The sequence below is a fragment of the Uliginosibacterium sp. 31-16 genome, from assembly GCF_030730865.1.
GTDB lineage: Bacteria > Pseudomonadota > Gammaproteobacteria > Burkholderiales > Rhodocyclaceae > Uliginosibacterium.
This window is the reverse complement of sequence record NZ_JAVALZ010000001.1, coordinates 906,773-921,456: the sequence shown is the minus strand read 5'-3', so window position 1 is coordinate 921,456 and position 14,684 is coordinate 906,773. Positions and strand designations below refer to the sequence as shown.

20 protein-coding genes are annotated in these 14,684 nt (G+C 63.8%); 11 read left to right on the top strand and 9 right to left on the bottom strand.

All coding sequences use genetic code 11. The features are described 5' to 3' along the window. Positions 1-23: 23 nt before the first annotated feature. The 4 genes from Q9Q94_RS04325 (at position 24) to Q9Q94_RS04310 (ending at position 2,030) form a co-directional block, all read left to right on the top strand. Positions 24-662, top strand: a complete 639-nt coding sequence (locus tag Q9Q94_RS04325; protein ID WP_305978788.1) for an NAD(P)H-dependent oxidoreductase — start codon at positions 24-26, stop codon at positions 660-662. An 84-nt stretch (positions 663-746) separates the two neighbouring features. Further along, the gene (locus tag Q9Q94_RS04320; RefSeq protein WP_305978787.1) at positions 747-1,046 is read left to right on the top strand and encodes a putative quinol monooxygenase; all 300 of its coding nucleotides are present in this window, start codon (positions 747-749) and stop codon (positions 1,044-1,046) included. A gap of 24 nt (positions 1,047-1,070) precedes the next feature. Next, on the top strand, positions 1,071-1,430 hold the full coding sequence (locus tag Q9Q94_RS04315) for a DUF1304 domain-containing protein (protein WP_305978786.1): 360 nt from the start codon (positions 1,071-1,073) through the stop codon (positions 1,428-1,430). A gap of 147 nt (positions 1,431-1,577) precedes the next feature. Further along, positions 1,578-2,030, top strand: coding sequence for an Hsp20 family protein (locus Q9Q94_RS04310; protein WP_305978785.1), 453 nt, complete (start codon positions 1,578-1,580; stop codon positions 2,028-2,030). Positions 2,031-2,285: 255 nt separating this feature from the next. Here Q9Q94_RS04310 and Q9Q94_RS04305 read toward each other — a convergent pair whose 3' ends face one another. The 5 genes from Q9Q94_RS04305 to chrA form a co-directional block, all read right to left on the bottom strand. Then, entirely contained in the window at positions 2,286-2,504 is a 219-nt protein-coding gene (locus Q9Q94_RS04305; protein WP_305978784.1) for a hypothetical protein, read from the bottom strand. A gap of 197 nt (positions 2,505-2,701) precedes the next feature. Further along, positions 2,702-3,310 (bottom strand): DUF4125 family protein, encoded by a 609-nt coding sequence (locus Q9Q94_RS04300; RefSeq protein ID WP_305978783.1) that lies wholly within the window; start codon positions 3,308-3,310, stop codon positions 2,702-2,704. 25 nt (positions 3,311-3,335) lie between these two features. Further along, entirely contained in the window at positions 3,336-5,084 is a 1,749-nt protein-coding gene (locus tag Q9Q94_RS04295; protein ID WP_305978782.1) for a DUF4037 domain-containing protein, read from the bottom strand. 74 nt (positions 5,085-5,158) lie between these two features. Further along, positions 5,159-5,527, bottom strand: coding sequence for a YbaN family protein (locus tag Q9Q94_RS04290; protein WP_305978781.1), 369 nt, complete (start codon positions 5,525-5,527; stop codon positions 5,159-5,161). Then, on the bottom strand, positions 5,527-6,870 hold the full coding sequence (chrA, locus tag Q9Q94_RS04285; RefSeq protein ID WP_305978780.1) for a chromate efflux transporter: 1,344 nt from the start codon (positions 6,868-6,870) through the stop codon (positions 5,527-5,529). The genes Q9Q94_RS04290 and chrA overlap by 1 nt, the downstream gene beginning before the upstream one ends. Positions 6,871-7,022: 152 nt before the next feature. Between chrA and Q9Q94_RS04280 the strand changes: the two genes are divergently transcribed. From Q9Q94_RS04280 to Q9Q94_RS04260, 5 genes are all read left to right on the top strand, one after another. Continuing rightward, positions 7,023-7,565 carry a DUF2796 domain-containing protein gene (locus tag Q9Q94_RS04280; protein ID WP_305978779.1) on the top strand — a complete coding sequence of 181 codons (543 nt, stop codon included), beginning with the start codon at positions 7,023-7,025 and terminating at the stop codon, positions 7,563-7,565. A 2-nt stretch (positions 7,566-7,567) separates the two neighbouring features. Continuing rightward, a complete protein-coding gene (locus Q9Q94_RS04275; RefSeq protein ID WP_305978778.1) occupies positions 7,568-8,266 on the top strand; it encodes an ABC transporter ATP-binding protein in 699 nt (232 codons plus the stop codon). Further along, positions 8,263-9,531 carry an ABC transporter permease gene (locus Q9Q94_RS04270; RefSeq protein ID WP_305978777.1) on the top strand — a complete coding sequence of 423 codons (1,269 nt, stop codon included), beginning with the start codon at positions 8,263-8,265 and terminating at the stop codon, positions 9,529-9,531. The genes Q9Q94_RS04275 and Q9Q94_RS04270 overlap by 4 nt, the downstream gene beginning before the upstream one ends. A 77-nt stretch (positions 9,532-9,608) precedes the next feature. Further along, complete coding sequence (locus Q9Q94_RS04265) at positions 9,609-10,169, top strand: carbonate dehydratase (RefSeq protein ID WP_305978776.1); 561 nt, start codon at positions 9,609-9,611, stop codon at positions 10,167-10,169. A 4-nt stretch (positions 10,170-10,173) separates the two neighbouring features. After that, the gene (locus tag Q9Q94_RS04260; RefSeq protein ID WP_305978775.1) at positions 10,174-10,755 is read left to right on the top strand and encodes a DUF3299 domain-containing protein; all 582 of its coding nucleotides are present in this window, start codon (positions 10,174-10,176) and stop codon (positions 10,753-10,755) included. 11 nt (positions 10,756-10,766) lie between these two features. On the opposite strand, the gene Q9Q94_RS04255 is transcribed toward Q9Q94_RS04260, so the two are convergent. The 3 genes from Q9Q94_RS04255 to Q9Q94_RS04245 all read right to left on the bottom strand — a co-directional run bounded on the left by Q9Q94_RS04255 (position 10,767) and on the right by Q9Q94_RS04245 (position 12,193). Continuing rightward, positions 10,767-10,979 (bottom strand): VF530 family protein, encoded by a 213-nt coding sequence (locus Q9Q94_RS04255; protein WP_305978774.1) that lies wholly within the window; start codon positions 10,977-10,979, stop codon positions 10,767-10,769. A 147-nt stretch (positions 10,980-11,126) separates the two neighbouring features. Beyond that, a complete protein-coding gene (locus tag Q9Q94_RS04250) occupies positions 11,127-11,495 on the bottom strand; it encodes a YajD family HNH nuclease (protein WP_305978773.1) in 369 nt (122 codons plus the stop codon). 80 nt (positions 11,496-11,575) lie between these two features. Beyond that, positions 11,576-12,193: a cation transporter gene (locus tag Q9Q94_RS04245; protein ID WP_305978772.1), complete on the bottom strand. Its 618-nt coding sequence runs from the start codon at positions 12,191-12,193 to the stop codon at positions 11,576-11,578. 94 nt (positions 12,194-12,287) lie between these two features. Here Q9Q94_RS04245 and cadR point away from each other — a divergent pair, with 94 nt between their 5' ends. After that, on the top strand, positions 12,288-12,779 hold the full coding sequence (gene cadR, locus Q9Q94_RS04240) for a Cd(II)/Pb(II)-responsive transcriptional regulator (RefSeq protein WP_305978771.1): 492 nt from the start codon (positions 12,288-12,290) through the stop codon (positions 12,777-12,779). Here cadR and Q9Q94_RS04235 read toward each other — a convergent pair. Next, positions 12,764-13,267, bottom strand: coding sequence for a DUF1993 family protein (locus Q9Q94_RS04235; RefSeq protein ID WP_305978770.1), 504 nt, complete (start codon positions 13,265-13,267; stop codon positions 12,764-12,766). The genes cadR and Q9Q94_RS04235 overlap by 16 nt on opposite strands. Positions 13,268-13,550: 283 nt before the next feature. On the opposite strand from Q9Q94_RS04235, the gene Q9Q94_RS04230 reads away from it, so the two are divergent. Further along, the gene (locus tag Q9Q94_RS04230; RefSeq protein ID WP_305978769.1) at positions 13,551-14,534 is read left to right on the top strand and encodes a glycoside hydrolase family protein; all 984 of its coding nucleotides are present in this window, start codon (positions 13,551-13,553) and stop codon (positions 14,532-14,534) included. Positions 14,535-14,684 lie beyond the last annotated feature (150 nt).

Below are 14,684 nucleotides of genomic sequence, written 5' to 3'. Positions count from 1 at the left end.
GAGATCCAGAAAGCGAGTCATTCATGTCCGAACTTCTGAACAAACTGCAGTGGCGCTATGCCACCAAGAAATTCAACCCCGCCAAGATCGTTCCCCAGGAAAAGGTCGAACGCATCCTCGAAGCCATCCGCCTCACCGCCACGTCCAGCGGCCTGCAGCCTTATGAAGTGATCGTCGTCAGCAACCCGGAACTGCGCGAGCAGATCCGGCCGCACGCCTGGAATCAGGCCCAGATCACCGAAGCCTCGCACCTGCTGGTATTTGCCGCCTGGGACAACTACACCGCCGAGCGCATCAACATGATGTTCGATCTCGTCAATGACGAGCGCGGCTTCAAGAACGAAGGCTGGGAGAACTACCGCCAGCAAGTGCTGGGCAGCTACGTGCCGCGCGACGCGGAAACCAATTACCAGCACGCCGCACGTCAGGCCTACATCGGCCTGGGCACCGCGCTGATCGCCGCCGCCGAAGAAGGCGTGGACAGCACGCCGATGGAAGGCTTCGACCCGGCCAAGGTCGATGAAATCCTCGGTCTCAAAGCGCGCGGCCTGCGCTCCGTGATCATTCTGCCGCTGGGCTATCGCGCCGATGAAGGCGACTGGCTGCAAAGCCTGAAGAAGGTACGTCGCAGCCGCGACAACTTCATCATCGAGCTCAAGTAAGCCGTGGAAGCGCGCACCCGCGTTCTGCGTGGGTGCGCTCAAGCACGCTGTTTCCAGCGATCACCCCCCGCCCGGTACCCCGCCATGAGCATTCACGTATTTGCCAGCGTTACCCCGAAACCCGAACATCTTGCAGCCGCCGAAGCGATCCTGCGCGAAGCCGTCACACATTCCCGCAAGGAGCCCGGCTGCCTGCGCTACGACCTGTTCAGGACCGTGCAGGGCGAGCCCGGATTCCAGTTTTTTGAAACCTATACCGACCAGGCTGCACTGGCTGCCCACGCCCAGTCCGCTCACTTCCAGACCCTCAAGGAACAGATCACCCCGCTGCTCGCCCGGCCGCTCGCGATCAGCATCACCACGGCAGTGGACGTGGCGGTCTGAGCACACTCTTTTCAGGACAAAATCATGCAGATTGCCGCCGCTCTCGCCACGCTCCTGATCGCCCTGCTGCAAAGCTGGATTCTGGTGCTGGAAATGTTTTTGTGGACCCGCCCGCTGGGCAAGAAAACCTTCCGCCTCACCGATGAATTCGCAGCTGCCTCGCGCGTGCTCGCCGCCAACCAGGGGCTCTACAACGGTTTCCTTGCTGCCGGATTGTTCTGGGGCCTGTGGCTGGGACCGGAAGGCGTGGCAGTGCGCCTCTTCTTCCTCGGCTGCGTGCTGGTCGCCGGTGTGTACGGTGCTGCCACCGTAGGGAAGAAGATCCTCTTCGTGCAGGGCATTCCGGCTGCGCTGGCCATCGTGCTGGTATGGCTGGCGGCGTGATGTGCGCCGGGAAAAATCAATCAAAAATGGGGATCAAGCCCCCTGATTTCAAGGACTTGAAAAGCGTGCAGGGCGTACGCAAATAGGAAGGGCCGGTGCTCACGGTGAGGCCGGCCAACCCTTATATCGCTTACGAGGATATGAACCATGCGTACTTATGACTTCTCCCCGCTGTACCGTTCCGCCATCGGTTTCGACCGCCTTGCCCAGCTTGCCGAAGCCGCGCTGCGCAACGAGCAGCCCAGCTACCCGCCCTACAACATCGAACTGGTGTCGGAAGACAAATACCGCATCAGCATGGCAGTGGCCGGCTTCTCGCGCGACGAACTGGATGTGGAAACCGAGAAGAACACTCTCCGGATTATCGGCAAGAAAGCCGCTGACTCCGCGCAGCGCACCTTCCTGCACCGCGGCATCGCTGCGCGTGATTTTGAACAGCGCTTCCAGCTCGACGATCACGTCAAGGTGGTGGCCGCCAACTTCGCCAACGGCATGCTCGACATTGAACTCGAACGCGAGATCCCGGAAGCCCACAAACCGCGCAAGATCCTCATTGATGGCGGCGAATCCCTGCCTCTGATCAAGGGTGAAGCTGCCTGAGTTTCATCCCCTCCCCAAAAAAATCCCCTGCCGGGAAGCCGGCAGGGGATTTTTCATTCAGGCCACTTGTGACCTGGTGCGGACCGTCAGAAAACCGGGAAGAAGAAGTTCAATTCGTAGGGTGCGCATTGCGCACCCTACAAGGCTGGTCAAAGACCCATCCTACAAGGCTCTATGCGGGTGTTTCATTCATTGGCATGCATGGCGCACAGTAAGGCTGCATTTCGTCTGAAAGTGTTGATTCTTGTACCACCATCACGCCACCTTATCGCTGCCTTGCTGAACAACTTCGGCTGCATGCAACGTCCAAAAAATAAATACTGGAGGTGCAACAAGCGTTCTTAATAATTCGATTATCGAGTAACGCTCTATGTTTGAAAGAACAACCCAAATATCTCCGATCCACCAGCACATAACGGCAAAGGCTAAAACGCCAACTGTTTTCTTTCTTGTGCCAGAAAAATTTAGTTTCATTAGCTAGCTCCAGATTGATTTACGAATCACATTGCTTTTTCGTAAACTCAGACGAACTTACTCAAAATCAAAATGCTCTTGCAAAATTGCGACCGCGTACGGTGCAGCAGGCAGAGTGGGACCGTAAAGCAATCCACCGCGCTTCTTGTCGAAGCGCGATGATGGGTGATGGATTTCTGTGCGCCGACCTGATCGGCTCAAGACTCCACAAGCTTCGATTCTGCATCCCTCAAACTGGCGTAACCGTAAAGTTTCGCGGTGTGTTCCATCGTCATGGTAGTGAGATTACGGTCTTCCTGCAGATAGTCTTCGACCATGCGCTGATAAGCTTTGAGCGTGTCTTCGGAATAGGTGCCCAGCTCGCCGCGCAGATAGGTCTCAAACGAAGTGCCATAGGCGCTGTCTTCCGCCGTACGGATCAGGCGGGCCTGACCGGAGAGCTTGGGGTATTGCGCGGCGAAGGCTTCACGCCAGACGAGCTGGGTTTCGATGATCATCTCGATTGCGCGCTTTTGCCATGTGCTCAGGGGCGGCAGCTGATGCGCGAAGGCAGCGTATTCGGCCGGTGCGGTGGATGCCATCATGCGTGCGTACTTTTCCTGCACGAGGTTGCGGCCGCGCCTGGCCGCGATGCAGAGATCCTGGTGGTAGCCGGACAGGGTGGCCACATCCCAGGCGAGGAACTGGCTCTTGCGCATGATGCGGAAGGTCTCGAAATTGTCCTGACAGCTGGCCCGCCCGCCTTCGTTCTGCACCTTGTCGAAGGCCTGCCATTCCAGTTCCACGATATCGTCGATGAGGCTCATGTCGCTTCCTTGTGTGTGATCCGGCTCAGGCCTTGTTGCTCTTGTCGCCAGCCAGAATGTTGTCGACATGCGCCTCAAGGAAGGCGTCGCCCGCCTGCGTGAAGCCCTGCGCGATCAGTTCCTGCAGGACGGCGGCGCAGATCGTTTCGACCAGTGCGCCGGCTTCCTTTGCCGGGGTCTGGGCCAGCTGGTTCAGTGGCGCCTGCAGGGCAGAGAGCGTCGGCAGGCTACCGACGCTGCGCACCAGCCACTTGGCGACCGGTGCATAGCGACGATTCAGCACATGGATCGCCGCGCAGGCATGGCGGATGAAATCGGCCTGTGCCATCAGCGCGGCGGCAGGCTCGCCACGCTGGAGGGCACGCGGCAGATTGTACTGGCCGCTCTGTGCCATCTTCGCGACCGCTTGCGCGAGCTTGCGCCGCAGGATGCCATCCGGGTAGTAGGCCTGAAGTGCCGTACGGATGCGGCTGAACTCTCCGAGCGGATCGCTGAACACTTCGCCGTTGGTGGCGCAGGCCAGCCGCTCTTCGGGAATCTGCAGCCAGTCGGCTTCGCTGACCGGCAGTTCGGGGGCTCCCAGAAACTCCCGGCAGAAGTCGGAGATGCGGAACACGCCGACACGCTGGCCGCTGCGCGGGCTGGCCTGACGCGCCGGGAAGCCGGCAAACTCGCGCGGCAGCCGGTCGTAATCCGCCTGCATCTGCGCGCCGATGGCGGCATGGTCGGCGTCGGTGAGCCAGAGGCAGAAGCCGGGGCCGAAATCGTGGTCACGCGAGAGTTCATCGTCAAAACCGAAGCACTCCGAGCCATGCCCCACCAGCCCGGCCGCCACCCGGTGCGCGACCGGGGCCCAGTTGGCCAGCAGCTCGCCACGGAAGCTCTCGTAATACCTGCGTGCGAGCTCCAGACCCTTGAGTTGCGGACGCAGGGACGCGGCGACCTGCCGGGCCTCGGCGCTCAGCTTCGCGCTGCGCGCCGGGTCGCTACTTTCCAGCACCACGGCCAGACTTTCCAGCATGTCGGCATACGGCTGATTCTTGCCGAAGCGGGTTTCGATCTCGGCCAGCGCCCGCTCGTAAAAAGCCACAGCCTCCGCCAGCCGGCCTTCCTTGAAACACAGCTCGCCCAGCGCGGCGATCGCCGCACTGTGGTGGCCGCTGGGGCGGGGCAAGGCGGTGAACAGCCGGTCGGCTTCTTCCAGCGCAATACGGGCTTCGGTCAGTTGCCCGAGGCGCAGACGCGACTGGGCAAGATTGGTCAGGCTGACCGCCACGTCGTGCTCGGCGCCGGGGCGGCCCCGGCTGATCGGCAGCGCGGCTTCGAGGAATTGCACCGCCTTCGCGTGGTCCCCCGCCTCCTGCCAGGCCAGCGCGAGATTGTTGTAGAGCGTGGCGACGAGGAAGGCGTCTTCCACGCCCAGTGCGAGGAACATCCGCCCGACTTCTTCGAAGAGTCCGATGGCCCGCTGCGTCTGCCCATCTGCCCGCCAGGCCGTTGCCACGTTGAGCAGGGTGGTGGCGTAGTGCACGCTGTTTTTCAGGCCCAGTTCTTCGAGCAGACCGAGTGCCTTGCTGGCCACGGCCAGCGAATCCTGAAAGCGCGAATGGGCGCGATAAAACCCCATCAGCTCGTTGAGCAGGCTCAGCACCGCGCCCTTGTCACCTTCAGCCTCGGCCTGCGCGATATGCGCCAGCATGAAGGGCTCGACCTGATCATAGGCGCCCTGCTGGAACAGGCCGTCCAGCGTCTGCAGCACGCTCTGGATATCCATGCTGATTCCTCTCTGATGGTTTTCCGCCAGCCTAGCAAGACCGGGCGGCGAAAGCTGCGGCGCAGATCAACTTTTCACGCTTCGGGGCGCCGCCACAACCAGAGCGCCACGCCCAGCATCAGCACGGCCACTCCCAGGGTGAGCCAGTGCGGCGCGCGGGAGAGATACATCAGCCCGGTGCTCAGGGCCATCATGATCGAGGCGGCCCATTTGGCGCGCCGCGGCATCGCGCCGTGTTCGCGCCAGGCCCGGATGCTGGTGCCCCAGCGCGGATGCGTCAGCAGCCAGGTTTCGAGTGCCGGCCAGCCTCGTCCTGCGGCCCAGGTCGCAAGGAGCAGGAACGGCACGGTCGGCAGGCCCGGCACGAAGACCCCGATCAGGCCGAGCAGTACGGCGGTGCCGGCGAGCACGCGCCACAGCAGGCGGATCATCGCGCGGTGCATCAGCGCAGCCCCTGCAGCAGCAGACCGGCGAGCGCGCAGGCGCCGATCACCGCCATGACATTGGCCTTGAAGCGCAGCAGCGCAACCGCCGCGCACAGCGCAATCAGCAGCGCGGGCCATTCAAGGCTGCCGGCGAAGCCCTGTGGCCACAACACGTGCCAGGCGAAGAACAGCGCCAGATTGAGGATCACCCCGACCACGGCAGCGGTGATGGCGGTGAGCGGTGCGGTGAATTTCAGATCATCGCGGGTTGATTCCACGAGCGGCCCCCCTGCGAAAATCAGGATGAAGGAGGGCAGAAAGGTGAAGTACGTGGCGACGCAGGCACCGGCCACCGCCATCAGCAGGATGGCCGGGCCGGACAGGAAGGCGCCGGAGGCCATCTGCGTGGCCTCGCTCCAGCCGCCGACAAAGCCGACGAAGGCCACCACCATGATCAGCGGCCCCGGCGTGGTTTCCCCCAGCGCCAGCCCGTCGATCATCTGCGTGGGGGTGAGCCAGGCGTAGTGCAGCACCGCGCCCTGATACACATAGGGCAGCACCGCGTAGGCGCCGCCGAAGGTGAGGAACGCCGCCTTGGTGAAGAACCAGCCGGTCTGCGTGAGCAAATGCGGCCAGCCGCAGAGGACGGTGAGCAGGCCCATCGGCAGCAGCCACAGGAGCGCGCCGGCACCGAGGATCAGGGCCAGCCGCGTCCAGCTGAAGCGTGCATGCGGCGGCGTGGGCGTGTCGTCATCGATCAGTGCCGGGCCGTAAGACTTCGCCGCCGAGGCATGGCCACCGGTCTGGAAAGCCGCCGGGCGTACGTGTCCGCCCAGCCAGCCCAGCGCCGCGGCGCCGGCCACGATGAGCGGAAACGGCAGTTGCAGGGCGAAGATGGCGACAAAGGCCAGCACCGCGATGGCCCACAGCCAGCGGTTGTGCAGGGTGCGTCCGCCGATGCGCCAGGCCGCCTGCAGCACGATGGCGCACACCGCGGGCTTGATGCCGTAGAACAGGCCGGCCACCAGCGGCTGCTGGCCAAACGCCATGTACAGCCATGACAAACCAATCAGGATCAGCAGCGAGGGCAGCACGAACAGCGCCCCCGCAACGATGCCGCCCCAGCGGCGGTGCATCAGCCAGCCCAGATAGGTGGCCAGCTGCTGCGCCTCCGGCCCGGGCAGCAGCATGCAGTAGTTGAGTGCGTGCAGAAAACGCTTCTCTGAAACCCAGCGCCGCTTCTCGACCAGATCGCTGTGCATGATGGCGATCTGCCCGGCCGGCCCGCCGAAGCTGATGAAGCCGAGCTTGAGCCAGAAGCGCAGGGCGACGAAAAAGGGAATGGAACCGGAATCGCGCATCGGAAGCACCGGGAGCAACAGTCAAAGTCTGCAGTGTAAAGGCTGCAGATCACTGCCTGAACCACTGATGCTCTTGCAACAGAGTTGCAAGAGCGGCTGGGGCGTGCTCCAATTCCGGCCTTACGGATTCGTCGCCCGAAAGGAAAACCGCCATGCGCTTCGCACTGCCCCTGCTCGCCGGTCTTTTGCTCAGCACTCCAGCCCTGGCCGCCAAGGGCCACAGCCACGGCGTGGCCGAACTGGCAATCAGCATCGAAGGCGAGCTGCTCAGCATCGAGCTGGAAGCTCCGCTAGACAGCCTGCTCGGCTTCGAGCGCAAACCGCAGTACGAAAAGGATTTCGCCAAGGTGCGCGAAGTGGCCGCGCTGCTGCGCGCCGGCGACAAGCTTTTCGTTCCCACTGCGGCGGCAGGCTGCATCTTGAGCAGCGTGAAACTCGAATCCGCCGCCATCGCACCCGAACTGCTCGGCGAGAAGGCTGCACCAACAGCCAAGGCCGATGCTCATGGCCACGAGCATGCGGATCTGGATGCGCACTATCAGTTCAAATGTGCCAGGCCTGCCGAGCTGAAGAGCATCGAAGTGAATACTTTCGACAGATTCAAGCGCCTGCGTTTCATCGACGCCCAGCTCGCTGCCGACAAGATTCAGCGCGCCGCGAAACTCTCCGCCAAGTCGCGCAAGCTCAGCTGGTGAGCATGGCGCTGGTCGAACTGCGCGATCTGCGCCAGCGCTGGCCGGAGCAGTCCGCCGACTGCCTGGCCATCGCGCATTTCGCCCTGCAGCCGGGCGAGCACCTGTTTCTCCACGGGCCCAGCGGCAGCGGCAAAAGTACGCTGCTGAGCCTGCTCGCCGGCGTGCTGCGCCCCTCGGCGGGCGAAATCCGCTTTCTGGGCGAACGCGTCGATCACTTGCCTGCGGCGACGCGCGACCGCCTGCGCGGCGATCACATCGGCTACATCTTCCAGCAGTTCAATCTGCTGCCTTATCTCTCTGTCATCGACAACGTGTTGCTGCCCTGCCGTTTCTCGAAACTGCGCAAGGCCCGCGCCCTGGCGCGCGGCGCGGCTTCGCTGCAGGCCGAGGCGCAGCGCCTGCTGGCGCATCTGGACCTGTTCGTGGCGGACTGGCAAAAGCCGGTTAGCGCGCTCTCGGTCGGCCAGCAGCAGCGCGTGGCCGCCGCCCGCGCCCTGATCGGCCGGCCCGAGCTGATCCTCGCCGACGAGCCGACTTCCGCACTGGACGCGCAGCGCCAGCAAGACTTTGTGGACCTGCTGCTGCGCGAAGCGAATGAAGCCGGCAGCAGCCTGATCTTCGTCAGTCATGACCGGCGCCTCGCCGCACATTTCGGCCGGGTGCAGGCGCTGGCCGAATTCAATAGCGGGGGTGCGGCATGAAGCTGCCGGTCCTGTTACGTCTTGCGCTCGCCAGCGCCTGGAACCGGCGCTATGCGCTGGGCCTAACCCTGTTCTCGATCGCCCTTGCCGCCACCCTGCTGCTGGGCGTGGAACGTGTGCGGGCCGGAGCCCGCGAAGGGTTTTCCAGCGCGCTCGCGGGCACCGATCTGGTGGTCGGCGCGCGCGGCAGCAGCGTGCATCTGCTGCTCTACAGCGTGTTCCGCATCGGCGAACCGACGCCCAACCTGAGCTGGGCGGCGGCGCAGCGCATCGCTGCACATCCCGCCGTGGCCTGGACCGTGCCGATCTCGCTGGGCGACGCGCATCGCGGCTTTCCAGTGGTGGGCACGTTGCCGGACTATTTCAAACGCTACCGGTTCGGCGACGGCCAAGCGCTGAGGCTGACGCAGGGCCGGGCCTTCGACGGCCTGTTCGAAGCGGTGATCGGCGCCGGTGTGGCGCGCGAGCTGGGCTATGCGCTCGATGCACCCATCGTGCTGGCGCACGGCAGCCCCGAGCTGGAAGGCGCCGAGCACAGCGACAAACCTTTCCGCGTGGTCGGCATCCTTGCCCCCACCGGCACACCGGTGGATCGCAGCGTGCACATCTCGCTCGCCTCGATGGAGGCGATCCATCTTGACTGGCAGGGTGGCATGCCACTGCCGGGCCTGGCGGTGCCGCCGGAGCTGGTGCAGAAATTCGATCTAACGCCGAAATCCATCACCGCCCAGTTGGTCGGCCTGAAGCGGCGCAGCGACGTGTTCCGGCTGCAACGCGAACTCAACGAGGTGCCCGGCGAAGCGCTCAGCGCCGCGATGCCCGGCGTGGCGCTCGACCAGCTCTGGCAGATGCTGGAGGTGGGCGAACGCGCGCTGCAAGCGGTGTCTGCGCTGGTGGCGGCGGTGAGTCTGGCCGGATTGATGGCGGTGATCCTGGCCGGGTTGGACGCGCGCCGGCGCGAGCTGGCGATCCTGCGCTCGGTGGGCGCGCGGCCGCGCGAAGTGCTGGCCCTGCTGATCCTCGAAGGTCTGGGCGTCACGCTGGCCGGTTGCCTGCTGGGCTTGACCCTGTTGCAGCTGGCCGTGTGGCTGGGCGGGGCCTGGCTGCAAAGCCGTTTTGGCCTCGTGCTGGCCGGCGTATGGCCGGAGCAGGCGGAATGGCTCAGGCTTGGCGGCATCGCCGCTACCGGACTGCTGGCCAGCCTGCTGCCAGCCTGGCGCGCCTATCAGATCTCGCTGGCGGACGGCTTGAGCCCGAGGCTGTAAAAACATCAAACCCCCCACGAACTCCGCTTACCCTCTTCGGTTCCACCTTCAGATACTCAACTCCGGGAAAGTCCACCATGATCCGCAAGAACCCCAGCGGCGATCTGCCCCAGATCGCCGAATCAGCCTTCGTCGACCCCACCGCGATCCTCTGCGGCAAGGTCATCGTGCATGACAATGTGTTCATCGGGCCCTATGCGGTGATCCGCGCCGACGAGGTGGACGAAGCCGGCGGCATGCAGCCGATTACGATAGGCGCCCACTCCAACATTCAGGACGGCGTGGTGATCCACTCCAAATCCGGCGCCGCAGTGAACGTCGGCGAGCACACTTCGATCGCCCATCGCAGCATCGTGCACGGCCCCTGCGAGATCGGCCCGCGTGTGTTCATCGGCTTCAACAGCGTAGTGTTCAACTGCAAGGTGGGCGAAGGCTGCGTGGTGCGCCACAACTCGGTGGTCGACGGCTGCGACCTGCCGGCCGGCTTCTATGTGCCCTCCACCACCTATATCAACGCCCACACCGATCTGGCCACCATTCCGAAGGTGACGGCCTCGGCCGCCGAGTTTTCGGAAGACGTGGTGCGCACCAACAACGAGCTGGTGGCCGGCTACAAGAAACTGCAGAACGAGTTCTGACACGATGCGCAGCGCTCTTTCCATCCTGCTCGCGCTGCTGCTTCTGGGCTGCGGCGAAAGCTCCACGCCGCCGGCTTTCCGGCTCGGCGAGCGGCTGCCGGTGGCCGGCAGTGCGGCCGACGCGAACTATCGTGAAATCAACTGGGACGATCTGGCGCCCAAGGGCTGGGATCCACTGGACGGTTTCAAGCGCGAGGAATTCGCCGCGCTCAAGGACGGCGATCCGCGCGCCAACGAGATGCTGCGCAAGCTGCAGGATGCCTGGAACGACGCGCCCACGGTGCCCGCGCTGGACCAGCAGAACGTGCGCATCGCCGGCTTTCTGGTACCGCTGGACGCCGAACGCGATCAGCTGCGCGAATTCCTGCTGGTGCCTTACTTCGGCGCCTGCATCCACAGCCCGCCGCCGCCGACCAACCAGACCCTGCATGTGGTGATGGACAAACCCTTCACCGGCCGCATGATGGAGCCCTTCTGGATCAGCGGCCGGCTGCGCATCGACCGCAAGGACAGCCCGCTCGGCAGCGCCGCCTACACCCTGCAGGGGCAACTAGCCGAAGCCTATGTGCGGCCGCCGGCCCCCTGATCAGAAACGGCTCAAAAAGTCGCCAGATACAGCGCCTCCACCTGGGCGCGCGCCCAAGGGGTCTGGCGCAGGAATTTCAGGCTGGATTTGATGCTCGGGTCGAACAGGAAGCAGCGCACCTCGATGCGCCGGCCGAGTTCCTCCCAGCCGTGATGCTCGACCAGCCGGGTCAGGATGGTTTCCAGGGTCAGGCCGTGCAGCGGGTTGTTGGCTTGGGGGTTCATGGTTGAAGGCTTTGGATAAAGGTGCCCGGAGAGCCGCATGGGGTGGTCTTCTCCAGCATGCATGCCGGCAGATCCGCGCGGATGCTGACTGACAGGATAGGCTTCCTGAAGAGGTCCGCCATAAGCGGCTCTCCGGGCGGGTCATGGCTACTTCTTGAGCATGCCCTTCAGCGCCGCGAAGGGATTGTGCGTCGCTGCCGCCAGGCTGCCCGCATCGCTGCTGCCGCCGGCATCTGCTTCGAGGTAGCGGGAGTGCTCGTTGTCGTGGCAATACACGCACAGCAGTTCCCAGTTGCTGCCATCGGACGGGTTGTTGTCGTGGTTGTGGTCGCGGTGATGCACCGTCAGCTCGCGCAGGTTGACCTGGGTGAATTCGCGCCGGCAGCGGCCGCAGATCCACGGGTAGATCTTCAGGGCGCGTTCGCGGTAGCCCGCCTCGCGCTGGGCGGCTGTCTGGCGTGCACCGGCCACGATCTGATCGAGCCGGCTGGAATCGGGAGTCTTGCGGTGGGGCATGATGAGGGCGCTGTCCAAAGGATTCCGAATGATCCGGCAGGGCTCGCGAGGCGTCAATGCACCGGCGGGCTCCCGGCGGCTCAGGCCACTGCAAGCTCCTGCTGCGCCTGACGCAGCACGGCGATGCCGGAAGACAAGGCCAGCCCGGCCATGATCAGCGCCACCGCCACGTCGGGCAGGCCGCTGCCGGTGCCCAGCACGCCTGCCGCCGCGAGCATGACGGCCACATTGCCGATGGCATCGTTGCGGCTGCACAGCCACACCGAGCGCATGTTCGCATCGCCCTCGCGGAAGGCGTACAGCAATACGGCCACGCCGGCATTGGCCGCCAGCGCGACGAAGCCGATCACGCCCATGGTCAGCGGTTCCGGTGGAACGCCCTGCCAGGCAGCCCAGCCCGTGCGCAGCAGCACGAAGACGCCGAACGCGGTCATCGTCAGCCCCTTCAGCCAGGCGGCGCGAGCGCGCCAGATCAGCCCCATCGAGAGGACCGCGAGCGACAGGGCGTAATTCGCGGCATCGCCGGCAAAGTCGACCGCATCTGCCCACAGCGAGACCGAGCCGGAGCTGATCCCGCCGACGATCTCCACGCCGAACATCGCGGCGTTCACCCACAGCGCAATCCACAGCGCCTTGCGAAAACGCGGGCTCAGCGTCGCGTGGGAGGAACAGGTGGAAGTGCCGCAGCAGCCAGACATGATCAATCTCCTCTTGGGGTGAGTTTTCATTCAACACCCTGTAGTCACTCCAGGGTCAAGCGTCTAAGATCAGATGTCTGACGAGGAGCGGAACATGAACACTGTCTGGCGTATCGGCGAACTGGCCCGGGCCACCGGGATCGATGTCGAAACCATCCGGTACTACGAGAAGAGCGGCCTGCTGCCGCCCCCGGCGCGCCAGCCCAATGGCTATCGCGCTTACGGCGCGGCGCATCTGGAGCAGCTGTCCTTCATCCGGCATTGCCGCGCGCTGGACATGTCGCTGGCTGACATCCGCCGGCTGCTTGATTTCCTGCAGCGCCCTGAGGCGGATTGTGGCGACATCAACGAGCTGATCGACGCCCAGCTCGCGCGCGTGCGCGCCCGGCTGACCAGCATGCAGGCACTCGAACGGCAGCTCACCGTGCTGCGCAGCCGTTGCGTGCAGCACCACGTGGCGGGTGACTGCGGCATCCTGCATGAGCTGATTTCGGCAGCGCATGGCGAAGCCTGCGCCTGCCATGCGCCCGGCACCGGAACCCCGGCCGCCGGGCCATGCACACCAGCAGATCAGGCGCCGAGGTAATCCCGTTTGCCGATCTCCACCCCGTTGTGACGCAGGATGTTGTAGGCCGTCGTCACGTGGAAATAGAAATTCGGCAAGGCGTAGGCGGTGAGGTAATCCAGGCCCTTGAAGCTCAGTTCGCGCTGGCCGGCCTTGAGCGTGATGTCGCGCCCCTCCGAACCATCAATCGACGCGGCCGGAATGGATTCGACAAAGGCGATGGTCTTCGCAATGCGCGCGTGCAGTTCGATGAAGCTCTGCTCGGTATCCGTATAGCCCGGCACCTCCACGCCCGCCAGCCGTGCCACCGTGCCCTTGGCGAAATCGCAGGCGATCTGCACCTGGCGTGTGAAAGCAAACATGTCCGGATACAGGCGCGCAGTCAGCAATTCGGAGGGGTCGATCTTCCTTGCCGTCGTGTGCGCTTCGGCCTTGCCGAGAATCGCATCCAATGCCTTCAGCTGGGCAACGAAACGCGGGGCGCTGGCGGCATGCATCGAAATGTTCATGGGGCTCTCCTGTCTGGGAATTCAAGATTGTTTTGATACCGTCTGCGAAGCTTAGCAGCATGGTGAGGCGTGTTGCAGTTTGCAGGAGCGTATTGCACTGCCGGAGTACAGCTCATGCGCCCGGTTCATCCATCCGGCGGGCCGGTTCGATGATCGGCAAAAGGGCGTGAAAGAATCAGGGCCACTTTCAAAACGGGCTGTCGCCAGTTGAGGCAACCCGTACAGACACGCATCGCCGGCTGACCGCATGGCAGATGCGCTGTGTGCTGATCCCGGAGATTTCATGTTCACCCTGCGCCGTTTATTCGTCCCTCTGCTTCTGAGTCTGTTGCTGTGCGCCTGTGGCGGCGGAGCAGGCTCATCCGGCACCTCTGATACAGGGGTCGGTGCTTCCGGCAGTTCGTCAAGCTCCAGTTCCGGTTCGGGTTCCAGTTCATCCGGCTCAAGCTCGGGTTCTTCCAGTTCGGGTTCAAGCAGTGGCGGGCAAACGGCAAAGAGTAGCAAGCGCGGTATTGCCTATGATCTGGCGAGTGTTGAAGACCTGGCCGTACTGTCGCCGGGCGTAAGCTGGTGGTACAACTGGAGCCCGAAGCCGAACACCAGCCTGCCTGCGGATGTGCGCAGCAAATATGCGATGGATTTCTATCCGATGCTGTGGAACGGCAATTTCGATGCCACCGCCGTCGAGACATTTCTCGCTGCCAATCCGCAGATCAAGTACCTGCTGGTGATGAACGAGCCGAATCTGGTCGATCAGGCCAACCTGACGCCCAGCCAGGCTGCCGCCATCTGGCCCAGATACGAGGCCATTGCCGCGCACACCGGCGTCAAAATTGTCGGGCCTGCCATGACCTGGGGCACGATGGCCGGGTATTCCGATCCGGTCGTGTGGCTTGACGCCTTCCATGCAGCGTATCGCAGCGCAAACGCCAACCGCGAGCCGCAGATCGACTATCTCGCCTTCCACTGGTATGACTATGGTCTGGGTGCTCAGCTGGATCGCCTTGCCAAATACGGCAAGCCTTTCTGGGTCACCGAATTCGCCAACTGGCACAGTCAGCAGGATGGCGCCCAGATTGATACGCTGGCCAAGCAGAAGGCGCAAATGAGCGACATGGTTGCCACCTGCGAAAGCCGCAGCGATGTTTTCCGCTACGCCTGGTTCACCGGCCGCTGGAGCAGTGATCCGCATTTCACCAGTTTGCTGGGCGCCAAAGGCCAGCTGACCGAGCTCGGGGCGTATTACCTGTCGCTACCCTGGCGCTGAGAGGCGCGTGGCGAAAGTGCCACGGGGTGCCTGAAGAGCCGCGTCCAGCGGTCTTCTCCGGGCATCTTGCCCGCGCATGCCCGTCCGCTGCGGCGCTGCGAGCCGATACCCGGAAGCGGCGCCCGATGAAGCTACGGGCTCTCCTTCCCG

Excerpts from the sequence above, each read along its gene's own strand:
- cadR (WP_305978771.1), top strand. The coding sequence starts at position 12,288 with ATGAACACTGTCTGGCGTATCGGCGAACTGGCCCGGGCCACCGGGATC.
- Q9Q94_RS04310 (WP_305978785.1), top strand. The coding sequence starts at position 1,578 with ATGCGTACTTATGACTTCTCCCCGCTGTACCGTTCCGCCATCGGTTTC.
- Q9Q94_RS04245 (WP_305978772.1), bottom strand. The coding sequence starts at position 12,193 with ATGTCTGGCTGCTGCGGCACTTCCACCTGTTCCTCCCACGCGACGCTG.
- Q9Q94_RS04315 (WP_305978786.1), top strand. The coding sequence starts at position 1,071 with ATGCAGATTGCCGCCGCTCTCGCCACGCTCCTGATCGCCCTGCTGCAA.
- chrA (WP_305978780.1), bottom strand. The coding sequence starts at position 6,870 with ATGCGCGATTCCGGTTCCATTCCCTTTTTCGTCGCCCTGCGCTTCTGG.
- Q9Q94_RS04290 (WP_305978781.1), bottom strand. The coding sequence starts at position 5,527 with ATGCACCGCGCGATGATCCGCCTGCTGTGGCGCGTGCTCGCCGGCACC.
- Q9Q94_RS04260 (WP_305978775.1), top strand. The coding sequence starts at position 10,174 with ATGCGCAGCGCTCTTTCCATCCTGCTCGCGCTGCTGCTTCTGGGCTGC.
- Q9Q94_RS04255 (WP_305978774.1), bottom strand. The coding sequence starts at position 10,979 with ATGAACCCCCAAGCCAACAACCCGCTGCACGGCCTGACCCTGGAAACC.
- Q9Q94_RS04300 (WP_305978783.1), bottom strand. The coding sequence starts at position 3,310 with ATGAGCCTCATCGACGATATCGTGGAACTGGAATGGCAGGCCTTCGAC.
- Q9Q94_RS04270 (WP_305978777.1), top strand. The coding sequence starts at position 8,263 with ATGAAGCTGCCGGTCCTGTTACGTCTTGCGCTCGCCAGCGCCTGGAAC.
- Q9Q94_RS04325 (WP_305978788.1), top strand. The coding sequence starts at position 24 with ATGTCCGAACTTCTGAACAAACTGCAGTGGCGCTATGCCACCAAGAAA.
- Q9Q94_RS04295 (WP_305978782.1), bottom strand. The coding sequence starts at position 5,084 with ATGGATATCCAGAGCGTGCTGCAGACGCTGGACGGCCTGTTCCAGCAG.
- Q9Q94_RS04235 (WP_305978770.1), bottom strand. The coding sequence starts at position 13,267 with ATGAACATTTCGATGCATGCCGCCAGCGCCCCGCGTTTCGTTGCCCAG.
- Q9Q94_RS04280 (WP_305978779.1), top strand. The coding sequence starts at position 7,023 with ATGCGCTTCGCACTGCCCCTGCTCGCCGGTCTTTTGCTCAGCACTCCA.
- Q9Q94_RS04250 (WP_305978773.1), bottom strand. The coding sequence starts at position 11,495 with ATGCCCCACCGCAAGACTCCCGATTCCAGCCGGCTCGATCAGATCGTG.
- Q9Q94_RS04230 (WP_305978769.1), top strand. The coding sequence starts at position 13,551 with ATGTTCACCCTGCGCCGTTTATTCGTCCCTCTGCTTCTGAGTCTGTTG.
- Q9Q94_RS04305 (WP_305978784.1), bottom strand. The coding sequence starts at position 2,504 with ATGAAACTAAATTTTTCTGGCACAAGAAAGAAAACAGTTGGCGTTTTA.
- Q9Q94_RS04320 (WP_305978787.1), top strand. The coding sequence starts at position 747 with ATGAGCATTCACGTATTTGCCAGCGTTACCCCGAAACCCGAACATCTT.
- Q9Q94_RS04265 (WP_305978776.1), top strand. The coding sequence starts at position 9,609 with ATGATCCGCAAGAACCCCAGCGGCGATCTGCCCCAGATCGCCGAATCA.
- Q9Q94_RS04275 (WP_305978778.1), top strand. The coding sequence starts at position 7,568 with ATGGCGCTGGTCGAACTGCGCGATCTGCGCCAGCGCTGGCCGGAGCAG.